This is a genomic window from Bacillus sp. FH (assembly GCF_052216825.1).
Taxonomy (GTDB): domain Bacteria; phylum Bacillota; class Bacilli; order Bacillales; family Bacillaceae_G; genus Bacillus_A; species Bacillus_A paranthracis.
Map to the genome: position 1 here is coordinate 426,198 of NZ_JBQOUU010000001.1, position 11,951 is coordinate 438,148.

Annotated in this window: 8 protein-coding genes, 3 pseudogenes and 1 riboswitch; of the genes and pseudogenes, 3 read left to right on the forward strand and 8 right to left on the reverse strand. The window is 36.7% G+C overall.

Annotation, left to right across the window (positions count from 1 at the left end; all coding sequences use genetic code 11):
* The 4 genes and pseudogenes from ACTT1L_RS02305 to ACTT1L_RS02320 form a co-directional block, all read right to left on the reverse strand.
* Entirely contained in the window at nucleotides 1-1,206 is a 1,206-nt protein-coding gene (locus tag ACTT1L_RS02305) for a M20 family metallopeptidase (RefSeq protein WP_220779972.1), read from the reverse strand.
* 88 nt (nucleotides 1,207-1,294) lie between these two features.
* Nucleotides 1,295-1,396, reverse strand: a riboswitch (SAM riboswitch).
* 75 nt (nucleotides 1,397-1,471) lie between these two features.
* A pseudogene (locus ACTT1L_RS02310) lies at nucleotides 1,472-1,999 on the reverse strand (AAA domain-containing protein); the annotation flags it as partial.
* Between the two features lie 135 nt (nucleotides 2,000-2,134).
* Nucleotides 2,135-3,274, reverse strand: a complete 1,140-nt coding sequence (locus ACTT1L_RS02315; RefSeq protein ID WP_095842799.1) for an RNA-guided endonuclease InsQ/TnpB family protein — start codon at nucleotides 3,272-3,274, stop codon at nucleotides 2,135-2,137.
* Nucleotides 3,275-3,915: 641 nt separating this feature from the next.
* A pseudogene (locus tag ACTT1L_RS02320) lies at nucleotides 3,916-5,697 on the reverse strand (DEAD/DEAH box helicase); the annotation flags it as partial.
* Between the two features lie 111 nt (nucleotides 5,698-5,808).
* Here ACTT1L_RS02320 and ACTT1L_RS02325 point away from each other — a divergent pair.
* Both ACTT1L_RS02325 and ACTT1L_RS02330 read left to right on the forward strand, forming a co-directional pair.
* Entirely contained in the window at nucleotides 5,809-6,201 is a 393-nt protein-coding gene (locus ACTT1L_RS02325; protein WP_071726108.1) for a VOC family protein, read from the forward strand.
* A 69-nt stretch (nucleotides 6,202-6,270) separates the two neighbouring features.
* Nucleotides 6,271-6,591: a hypothetical protein gene (locus ACTT1L_RS02330; protein WP_130776786.1), complete on the forward strand. Its 321-nt coding sequence runs from the start codon at nucleotides 6,271-6,273 to the stop codon at nucleotides 6,589-6,591.
* A 153-nt stretch (nucleotides 6,592-6,744) separates the two neighbouring features.
* Here ACTT1L_RS02330 and ACTT1L_RS02335 read toward each other — a convergent pair.
* Nucleotides 6,745-8,820: pseudogene (locus tag ACTT1L_RS02335) on the reverse strand (serine hydrolase domain-containing protein).
* 476 nt (nucleotides 8,821-9,296) lie between these two features.
* Here ACTT1L_RS02335 and ACTT1L_RS02340 point away from each other — a divergent pair.
* Entirely contained in the window at nucleotides 9,297-9,779 is a 483-nt protein-coding gene (locus tag ACTT1L_RS02340; protein WP_000758844.1) for a PRK06770 family protein, read from the forward strand.
* Nucleotides 9,780-10,227: 448 nt separating this feature from the next.
* On the opposite strand, the gene ACTT1L_RS02345 is transcribed toward ACTT1L_RS02340, so the two are convergent.
* The 3 genes from ACTT1L_RS02345 to ACTT1L_RS02355 form a co-directional block, all read right to left on the reverse strand.
* Complete coding sequence (locus ACTT1L_RS02345) at nucleotides 10,228-10,533, reverse strand: monooxygenase (RefSeq protein ID WP_000323761.1); 306 nt, start codon at nucleotides 10,531-10,533, stop codon at nucleotides 10,228-10,230.
* A gap of 189 nt (nucleotides 10,534-10,722) precedes the next feature.
* Nucleotides 10,723-11,073 (reverse strand): DoxX family protein, encoded by a 351-nt coding sequence (locus tag ACTT1L_RS02350; protein WP_033674172.1) that lies wholly within the window; start codon nucleotides 11,071-11,073, stop codon nucleotides 10,723-10,725.
* 300 nt (nucleotides 11,074-11,373) lie between these two features.
* Nucleotides 11,374-11,793, reverse strand: a complete 420-nt coding sequence (locus ACTT1L_RS02355; RefSeq protein ID WP_001048555.1) for a MarR family winged helix-turn-helix transcriptional regulator — start codon at nucleotides 11,791-11,793, stop codon at nucleotides 11,374-11,376.
* Between the last annotated feature and the right edge of the window lie 158 nt (nucleotides 11,794-11,951).

Genomic DNA, 11,951 nt, shown 5'->3' on the forward strand with positions numbered 1-11,951 from the left:
CTATCCCTGATTTCTCTGCGCCCCTCTAAACTCCTCCTTCACCTTCTCTAACAACCCTTCTTCCGTAATTAATCGATACGCCGTATTTGCTAATGCTTTTGCGGATGTAATTAATGCTTTATCCCCTAATTCTGAACGTGCCGCTTCTCTAAATTCATTCGTATGTGCAATTAAATCATCCGGACCAATTTTAATGTACGGGTGGATTGTCGGTACGACTTGGCTAACGTTTCCTGCATCGGTTGAACCAATACCAAATCTTTCTTTACGATTTACGTCTTCCCCGAGTAATTCTAGTTCTTCCGCTACGACGTCGTTATATGTTTTTGTTACGAGTAGTTCATCGATTTCATTTTGGAATTGATGGATTTTTACTTTTGTGCCTGTTGCTAGTGCTGCCCCTTGTGCGATATTTTTTACTTTTTCTGTTACTTCCGCACATCTTTTTCTCGTTGCAGCACGGATGAAGAATCTTGCTGCGGCGTAGTCAGGAATAATGTTAGGTGCTTTTCCGCCTTCTGTAATAACGCCATGAATTTTCACGTCTGACGGAAGTTGTTGGCGAAGTGCGTTAATACTGTTGTACAGCTGAATCACCGCATCTAATGCGTTAATTCCTTCTTCAGGTGAAGCTGCAGCATGAGCTGTTTTTCCGTAAAAATGAAAATCAAGTGGATCGACTGCTAGTGAAGGGCTCGTTGTCGCTGTCTTTCCGCTCGGATGAATCATAAGCGCTGCATCAATATTTTTAAATAAGCCTGCCTTTACATAACTCGATTTTGCGCTACCGTTCGGTCCTCCTTCTTCAGCTGGTGTTCCGAAAACGACAATTTCCCCGCCAATTTCTTCAAGCGTTTCTGATAACGCGATTGCTGCTGCAACACTAATTGTGCCAATTAAATTGTGACCACACGCATGGCCAAGTCCTGGTAAAGCGTCATACTCAGCTAAAAATGCGATTGCTGGTCCTTGTTTTCCAGAGCTTTTTCGCGCGATAAATCCCGTTTCATGTCCAGCTATATTGTGCTGTAACTGAAATCCTGCACTACCTAGCAATAAACTTAACGTTCTAGATGCATAAAACTCTTGGTTACCAATCTCCGGATTCGCATGAATATCATGACTTGTTTCTATGTACTTTTCCTTATTTCTTTCGATACTCTCTTCAATTGTTTTTCTTTGTGACGCTACTCCTGTCGCTCCCATTTTTCTTCCTCCTTTTATTTTCACGTAAAAAAGCCTCTTTCTAAAAGATAGAAAGAGGCTTCTGTATATACAGTCAAAATGAGCTTCTTTCTTATCTTTCAAGTTACCTTGCTGGAATTGGCACAGTATTCATAACGAATCCGCTGCCGAGGTATCATAGGGCCAGTCCCTCCACCTCTCGTGATAAGAATTTTCATAAAATTATATTAAATTACATTCATTCTAAGTTCATTTCAAATAAAAGTCAAGGAATTCCTATCCGAATTTACCGAATATCTAAAAATCCTTTTAATACACCAATTGTCTCAGGTGCTTGCAGTCTTGCACATACGTACGGAAATTCCGTACTCCCCTCAAATATCATTTGAGATGTGAGCGGTGCGCCTGCCCAGAAGATTTCATCATCAATTACGATAAACGGGAAAGCTTTATTTTGTCTTTGTAACTTTACATTTTTCAGTGGAACTGGTCCATCACTATACACCGTTATTTGCGCATTTGTACGCATTAACGCTTGCCATACTCGCTTATCCACTTGTTTTGTACTTGGAAGCGAAATAATAATTTTTCGTTTTGCTGCTAAAATATCTTTTAATAGCCCTTTCGTTTCCTCAAGATTCATTTCCATAAACCAGCGTAATCGTTTCGATATTTTTCGTTCCCACAATTGTCTTGATGTCGTGCGATCATACACATCTCCGTGACGTTCTATATGAGCTGTTAATTGTGACAACGCTTGTTTTCTCGATAAATTTTTGCGCATATAGTGGCAATCTGATAATTGAATGAACTTCCGATACGATAAACTTAACTAAATCTATACAATTCAATCAAATTTACACGAGTTAGTGCTTCATCGTGTTCTCGCAACCCCAAAGGGACGAGGGGTATAACACTCCACACGAGGCAGTATCGTTACCTCCTAGTATCAAGCATTTAATTTTACCCATCTTGATAAATTTATCGCAGCATTTACATCCCTATCGTGATGGCTATTGCATGAAGCACAACACCACTCACGTATTTTTAAACTCCACTGTCCTTCTGGTTGAACCGAATGGTCGTATTTTACGCCGCAACATGAGCAAATCTTGCTTGAAGCGAACCATTTATCAGCTTTTACATACGCAATGCCATATTTCTCGCACTTGTATGATAAACATTGAAAGAAGAAGTATAATTTTTGAAAGGAAAATGCTTTCGATAGTTTTTTGTTTTTTAACAGGTTTGAGATAGATAAGTCTTCCACAACAATCCTCATTGGTTTGGTTTTCACCAATTTAGCTGTTGCTTGATGGATATGGTTATTTCGGATATTCGTAATTTTCCTAGATAACCGCAGGTGCTCAGCTTTCGCTTTTTCATATCCGGCAGATTGAATTTTTACACCTTTTTTAAATCTCCTAGACATATCTCTTTGTGCTGACTTTTTCCTTTTCAAAAGTTTTTTAACCTTGGCATCTTTGTTTATATTTCGTTCTTTCATACCATTAGAAGCTACAAACAGCTCTTTTAACCCAACATCCACACCAATCGACTCGTTCGTTAGTTCTTGGAATTCAAAATCTTCTTGGAACCCCACACTAATCCACCAGTGACGACCGTCAAATGTAACTCTTGGATTGGATGGTTTTTTGTTTCTTGGTAGTTGTTGGCTTGTTTTCACTTCTCCAATAGACTGAATATGAACGACTTTCTTTCCTATAACTAGTCTTTCATAATTGGCATAAAATCCTTGGATTACATCTTTTTTTGATTTATAAGAAGTGTGAGAACCATTTTTGTACTTTTTGAACGAATGCTTTCTTGCCATATCAAAATCTTTTGAAGCCTGTTTTGGCACTTGTGCATTAATGCCTTTTAACCACTCATATCTCTTTCGCTTCTTGATCTTTGTAAATCGTTTCTGTAAAGCTAACTGTGAAACAGATTTTCCAAATAGCTTATAGTATCTATCACTCATTCTTTTACAATAGTTATAAGCGAATCTTGCAGCATCAGCATGGTTTTTAAGCACTTGTTCTTGTTCAGGCGTTGGAATCAGTCTAACTTTCTTCGCCAATATCATCAGAATGTAACTCCTTTAATGAAAGATTTGTTCTTCTGAATCGTAGCGTGTTCCACTAGTATTCTTCTAAGACTACTGGGATACAAACCTGTTAATTCCGATACTTGACTAACTCGTGAAAATTTCATTATTATTCTCACCTCATTGAACCTATCGTAGCACGTACGTTCGATGAATTCAATGAAGTTTGATAGATTCAATAAAATTTATCTTGTTCAACTAGGGCCGCAATTCCTTAGCCAGTTCTCTTATGAACTTCTCATGTTTTCACATAAGCGCAGACTATATGTTTATCTACTTAGAGATAGAGGATTTTTCCACCACCATAGGCTTGTGGTGTACTCTCGTCAGTTATACGAGATAGTCGTTGAACGTTCATCTTATCCATTTTGACTTAGATGATTCGAGGCGGAAGACCCATTGTTCTAGTGTTTAGGATTTAACCTTGCACGATCTGATTGATTTTTTCTGCTTTCGCAACATTCACGCTCGCCATTTCTAGCCACGTTGTAGTTCAATCAGCTTTAGGGATTGCCCGCAGTTAACCCTCACTACTAGCCAATCACTTGACTAGCAGGGCTTACTGATATATTTAATTAACTTTCGTTATAATTGGTTAAATAAATCGTAACAGTTAGTTACCCTCTCGCTCTCGTCACTGCAACGTTGACGAGGCGATGGTTTTTATGGTCAAAGAATAATACGCCAGGTCGTTCTTGCGGATAACTATCTACTGTATCAAAAATCATCATATCTCTTTCAGATCCTTGGAACTTATGAACTGTCGCTGCTAAAACAGGTATGTTTTGGTATTTCGTTCTCTGTAACATTTCTCTAATACACGTTGATAAAAAGCGAGACTGCGCTCTGTAAGGCGTCACAACACCAATGGATTGCACACCGTCTAACAGTCCGATTAACATCATTTGCATTGCTACTAAACCAGACATAATGTTAAAACGAGATCCTGAAGCAGCGTCTTTTAACGAAAAAGCTCCCATTTGGCTCGTATCAAATAAAACACTTGCTTCATTTGCGAACGGCTGCAATTGCGCAAGTTCTTTACGTTCTGAAACAGACGGATGGTCGTATACTCTATTTTTATAAATAAATGAATTTGTAAACTTAGATATATCCGCATGCATACGTCTTTGTTCCTGCAACATAAACAGGTTCGGATGTGCTTCTGATTTATTAACAGACTCCACAATCCCGGCATGGTAAAACATATCTTCGCCAAGCCATTTGCGAACGAGTTCATGGTTTGCCATCGCAATTGGAGGTAACTGTAAAAAGTCACCACAAACGACGATACGTTTTCCAAGTGAAGCAGCTAATGCAATTTGCGGAACAAACGCCATACTCACTTCATCTACGACAACTAAATCAAATGTACGCTCATAAATAAGTGAATCAATAGCACATTTCGATAAAGTCGCACCAATCACTTTCGCATTTTCAATATATTCTTTTTCTACTTCTTTAATTTTCGCTTTTTGCTTTCGAAGATCACTTTCTATCTCTTGTATACGCTTCTTATCAGCAGATGTTGCTTTATACGATAAAATCTTTTCACGAAGCTCTTGTCGTGTCTCTTCTAAATAGAGTCTCTCCTCACCCCAAGACCCGTTCGTCGTTTCAACTAACTTCGACGCAAGTAACGTTTCATGATTTCGTATATGTTCGTGTTGACTATAACCGTAACGAACAATTTCACCAGGCGTCCATTTCTTTTTCTTTTCAATTTGCTTTGTTACTTCACTCATTAATACGTCCACTGCTGCATTACTATGAGCTAACACAAGTACCGACTTTCCTTTTTGATAATGAGCCGAAATAATACGTGATAAATTGTAAGACTTCCCTGTTCCAGGTGGTCCCCATACGTACGTTGTCGGATTATAAAACGAGCGATACGCCAATTCATTTTTCGGATTTTTCATCTTCTCCATATGTTTCGGACTACTCGTCCCATCAACAAGACGCTTTATACGATTACGTTTCAGCTTATCTTTACGCGCTTCCTTCAACCTCTCTTGCAGTTGCTCTAACAATTGCCACGGTTCACTATATAAAACAGCTTCTCGTATTTCACCCTGTATATAATCATTTAATTTCAGTTCTATTTCTAATCCATGTACAGATAATACTTCTCCTGTCGCTTCCTCGCCATCGAACTCAATTCGAATTGGTGAACCTTCAGGTAAGCTTACTTCCGAAATAAGCTGAAATACGTATACTGTGCTTTCATAATCTGTATATAAAAAACGACCGTTCATGATAGAAATTTTACTACCACCTATCGTTTTCCAATGTTTAATTTCATACGCTAATGCATAATGCCACTCTTTCATCGTTTCCGATAATGAAGGAGTTTGAGTAGGTGTATTCATCGTATAATCTCCTTCCTTCTCCCCAAACATACTTTCTCACTATACCATATAACACGCTAAAATTTGTAAGGTTTTTATCTTGCTTATTTTCTCAATTTTCAATAATATATTGTATATAATTTTCAGAAAGAAGGAATCTACATGCCAGTTAGAAGAATTGAACACGTTGGACTTATGGTTGCAAACTTAGAAACATCTATTTCCTTTTATGAAAAAGTAGTCGGCTTACAGCTCATTAAGCGAATGGGGCACCCGAATCCAGACTTAAAACTCGCTTTTTTAGGTGTGGAAGAATCAAAAGAGACGATACTCGAATTAATTGAAGGCTACAACTCTTCCCTTCCGGCAGAAGGAAAAGTACATCACATTTGCTTTAAAGTGGATTCATTAGAGGATGAAATTGAAAGACTAAAGAAACATGCAGTAACCTTCTTACTAGGAGAAGAAATCGAAACATTACCAGATGGAACACGTTACATATTCTTCGCGGGTCCTGATGGGGAATGGATTGAGTTTTTTGAGACGGAGAGATAAAACGAAGCTTTAGTCAGCCCACAATTAACGGGATTATAACTTTATGATCCACATAAGGAGTAGAAACTGATGAATACAGTTTTTATTATCGTTTTTTGGGTACTTATACTATTTCCACTTCTTTATATAATACTGATAAAGAAGTGGAATATAAAAGTAGCTGCTTTATTTGTTGGAAGGATTCTATTAAGCATTGTCTATTTCATAAATGGAATGATGTTAGGACTGCAACGAAATTGGGTAGAACCTCCCTATGAAACAGAATGGGATTTCTTTGTAAAGTCTTTACTAAACGGAAAAACTGATGCACTTATGCACTTGTTACTTCTCATTATTATCATTACCTTGGACTTGATCATTACGTTTTATTATATTAATAAAAAGAAATAGGATATCCACTCCTATTTCTTTTTTAATGGGTAGCGCCACATTGCTATCAAGCTAAGAGTTTAAATGTAATATCATTTAAGGGAATACTTAAGATACAAATAAAATATCTTTTCCAAGTAATACTGTTTTATTAAAGTCTATCCCGAGTTGTAACTAGTTCAATGCGACTGTAAATTCTGAGTTCGGTGCGCCAGCAAATACAACGGTTCCGTTCTCTGGTAGTTTTACTTTGTTATTGTCACTAACAACATTAAAATTGACGCATACTCCATTCTCATCATACACCGCGAATGAACTTCCTGATGGCAACTCCACAGTCATCGTTTTCCCTGCTGCCTCTTGCGGAATCGTAAACCATTTCGCATGCCCATTTTTTTGCAGCGTAACTTTCGATAATTGACCTGTATCAAGGGATTTTACGTTAGATTCACTGACGTATAAAAAGCTGGCCATCTCCATATATTCAGTACCATCCTCTGTATAGAAATGAGCTTCCTTTGTATCCCGCCCATTCATCACAGGAATTTGAATTTGATGTGTCGCCGTATTCGGACCTGTAATTTTTTTGCCGTCCCAATACCCATCCTTAATCGTAATTTTTGTGTTAAGAGGCATTAGTTGTCCTAGATAGTTCATAGAATTAAATTTTTCGTTAACGAGGTAGAACTTGCCACCCTCACGCTTCGCCCATGTAGCAGCTGTTTTCTTCGGTAACACATTGTTTTCTAATTTCTGGGCTAAATAGTGAGTCAGCACACTTTGCCCCAATCCCGGTGATAATTCATATGTGCTCTCTCTCAAATAAACTTTTCCATTCTTCTCAGTGACAAAGTTAAGCTTGGAAGTACCCTTCTCATTTATAAAGCTTCCATCCGCCGTATATACATATTTTTCTTCCGGTTTAGTTGGTAAAAACAGTTCTCCCTTCTTCGTAATTTCTATTTTGAAATTGCTGTAGCTATTTCCATAAAATCCTGCTTTTTTTACCACGTCTTGGGGCACTTTAGCCTTGACTGGCTTGCCAAAGGATTTGTCTGGTTTTATATCCTTAATTGTCCCTTTCTCTTTAAGCCTAGCTAGCAGTAATTTGTTTGCCAACAGTTGATTTGTCATGCTGCTGCCGCCGGAGGACAATACAGCTGCTGCCATCTTTTGTTCTGGAAGCACGACCAATGTAGCATGTTGCAGTATCGTATCCCCACCCTTAGTCAACGCTTTTATCCCATATTCACTAAATGGGTATAGTTTCACACTATCCCAGCCAAGACCATAGTTGACCACATTTTCGCTATCTCCCGGCCACATTCCTTTTTTCTACTCTTCTTGTTCCATCGCCTTGACTGCTTTATTAGAGAGAATTTCTTTTCCCTGTCCCATAAATATTTGTGAGAATCGCACCACATCTTCTGCAGTAGAAGAGATTCCTCCCGTACCAATCACATTTACCATTTCACTAGGAAGCTGTCCCTGGTATTTCGGAGAATACAGTCCAGCCCGCTTTTCGTCTTCCCATTTGTCTTGCGATGTTATCGTATGATTCAGTTTTAATGGCTCTGTAAACTTTTGATGTAGAAATTCAGTAAAATTCATACCGCTGATTCTTTCTACCAAGATCTCAGCCAGCGTAAAACCGTCATTACAATACACTGAGAACGCGCCAGGATCTGCCTTCAAGTTTTGGTTGGACAATTGTTGCAACAAGATATCATGGGCATAAGTATCATTATCTTTAAATAAAAATGAATTATTGAACGTCGAACCTTGCAAACCCGAGGAGTGATTCAACAGCATACGCGGTGTAATATGCTTATATCGTTTATCTTTCATTTTGAAATCAGGAATATAGCGGGCAACAGGAGCATCCAAATCAACTTTTCCTTCGTCTACTAGTTTCATAACAGCCGCAGCCGTATATACCTTACTGGTTGAACCAATTCCGTATAGAGTATCTTTAGTTAGTGGTTCTTTCCCTTCTATGTCGTTCTTACCTGTCTGCCCCGACAAAATAAGTTTACCATTATCAATCAGCGCATACTGTACGCTAGTCGTCTCATAGGACTTCGTGAGCAGTGCAGCATTCTCTGCAGCAATCTTCTCCAAATCTTTGCTAGCAACTTCTTGGCTAGATACAACCGAAGTCTTACTGCTAGAAGACGCTATTGCTCCTGTTGGTAAGCTCATCGTTAGAGCCAAAGTAGCGGCTAACACCCCAGATAATTTATTTTCCATAAAAAAATGCCCCCTTAGATAAATGATCAATTTTATCTTTTATTTGTTCAATTACAAACATCACATAAACTACTATTCTGGTTTTATCCATACTGTCGTAACAAACGGTAAAACCTCTCTTTTTCACATGTACGTTAGTACCATAAATGATTTTTTATTTAGAATGCGCTTATTACTAGTTTGGTTTTCGTATAAATAAATCCTATTTATCCTCCCTCTTTTGTGCTTCCCTATATTTGTATCCTACACAATAAAAATTTCTTTTTTCTTATGCATTTCTTACAATTTCCTTACGTTCAAATCACTTCTATAATTAGATAGGTTTTATTTTAAAATCTTCAGGATAATAAATGCTTATATAATCGCACGTTATGCATCATTGATTACTGATAATGCTGCTTTATGTAAATCATACAGACAGATGGAAGTATATAGCTCTTCTTTTATGGTACACTTCAATAAAAGGGGGACAAATTTTGAAAAAGTGGATTAAAATCACATCAAGCTTAGTTATTGCTATAGCAGTTGGTATTTTTACCGGTTACAAAGTCGGTACATATGCAGGTTCAGACGTTAAGGAAAAGCAGACTGAAAGAATTAAAGGGGAAGATGTAATACTTGACCTCAATTCTGATCGTCATATAATCAATGCAATGCACAAAATGACTCATCAAAAAGTCTTATCTCACGAAAAACAAGGATTTATTAAAATGACTCCAGAAAACATCGAAACAGTACGTCGAGTAATTGATGAAAGTAATAGTGGAACCTTACAACATAAAGAACAGTACCTCAAGATTTTGGTTCGTTGGTATGAAGGCGATTTCTCTCAATCGGTTGAGGAGCATAATTTATTATGGGAATGGGACAATAACAGCACTGGTAAAGCATACGAATTAGCGACACCGGAACAAGAAGAAGCATACATTCTAGAACAAGCGAAGTCTGAAAAACAATAACAAAAACGGACCTGTTATCAGGTCTTTTCTCACATTTTCTCTGTTATAACCCTTTAAAAACAGCTTAATTCATCCAATCTTCGTTATCTTTAGTTACTAATCAACAGATATGTTCACATTTTTGTAACATGTATAGACAAGCGTACGTGTTATAATCAACTTAGCAAATTACAAATAAATTTGCATTTCCTGTGACCCTTACCTCCCAGTAAGGGTCTTACTCTTTTATAAATAATTATTTCAGTCCAATTTTCACAACGACACTTTCACAAATGTAAGAATTCTCATATATTAGACTTCATACAACCTTTTCCAAGGAACAATATACCGATACACAAATCCCTATTTATATAGGGATTTTTTTGTACGAGTTCCTCACCATCAATGTAAGAATAAAAAAAAGAAGGGGATTATCCCCCTCCTTTTACGCTTACTCCGACTTTCAAAATTATTTCGTATACCCACGATTCAGTTCCGTTAACTTTTCATTGATGTTAAAAATTCTTACTCTAATATCTTTTACACCAGCTGCTTCAAGTCTGTTCTTATGCATTTCCGCGTATTTTTCAGCATCTTGTTTTTCTTCAAATACATAGATGCCTCCAGCTTCTTTTGTTTCTTGATTCTCTGTCCATATTTTCCAGTGGAATCCTTCTTCTTCGTTAATACTTTTTGCTAAATCCCAAAATCCTTTTTCCATTTCTTCACCAAAAGGACCTTCAAACGGAAAATCAACTTGTAATAAATATGCCATCTTTGCTCACTCCTATTTTTAATATAAAATTCTTACCATTTCTTTTACTAATTATAATTTTTTTGATTCTAACGATGATACTGTTTACATTCGTATTGCTATTATTCCACCACTAATTTGAAAATCATACTATTTATAAAATACCCACAAAACGGTAGCAATTTGAACGCAAACAGTTTTAAGTTATGTTTAAAAAATATGATACAAACTTATCCCTAAACTAAGAACAAACAAAACAAGCGCAGGTATTGCTTTCTTAAAGGGATCTCTCGCTAGTACAATTAGAGTTAATGCAGCTGCAAGCATCGTACCGCCTAACAACAATCCTGCTAATAAAGCTACTGTTGGAATCCAAATTCCTATTAACATTCCAATCGCTCCTACGATCTCAAAAGCTCCAGTTAAGAAATTAAAAAACGAAGGTAAACCAAATCGCTTAAACTCATCTGCCATTTTCCCAGATATAATTTTCGTACCTGTCATTAAAAAGAAAACAAACAACACTACTTTTACAATATTGATGAAAATTAAAATAGTAATCACACCTTTCTTATTATTTGATAAAAACTCAGTATTGTTCAGGTAGTAATCACTACCTTTACCCTTTTTCCTGAGATTGACCATAGGGAAATTGCTTCAATTTTAAAGGGATAAAAATTATATGCTATAGCATATATAATGCAAAAATTTGACTGGTACTAGGTAAAAAAGTGATCCTGAATCAGATATCATACAAAATAAAGCTATCTTCTCATTCCTCTAAACAAAACTATATGCTATAGCATACATAAAACAAAGTTTGTTCCTTATAAATAGCATAGCATCAATAAGGAACAAGTATTAATAGCGTGTATCATACAATTTGTTTAATAATGATTGTAATACTTTAATTTCTTCCTCGCTCAAATTACTCGTAACGAAATGGTGAGCGTCTGTCACTACAGGCAAAATTGTTTTCTTTAACTCGTCGCCTTTTTCAGTTAAAAACAGGTTGTGTGAACGCCGATCTTGCTCATTCAAATCCTTCTTTACAATCCCTTTTCTCTCCATTGACTGTATCATTCTTACGACAGTAGTTTGATCTTTATCAATCGCTTCTGCTAACTCTTTTTGAGTAGTGGCTCTTTGGCTACAAAGAACACTAATAATCCCCCACTGCTCTGGCGTAACTCCAAAAGGCTTTAATTTCTTCGTAAAATAATTCGTCATTTTCACATCAGTACGATGAACAAGATAGCCTATTAAATCATGTAAGTTCATATATCACCTCTATAAATTAATATATAAAAGAGTATAGCATACCAGTCAATTATTCACAGTGAATGTATTCATTTTATTAATTATATGCTATGGCATATATATTATAGTAGGTCATTTTAATTGTCAAATGAATTACCTATTATTTTTTTATGTCAAAA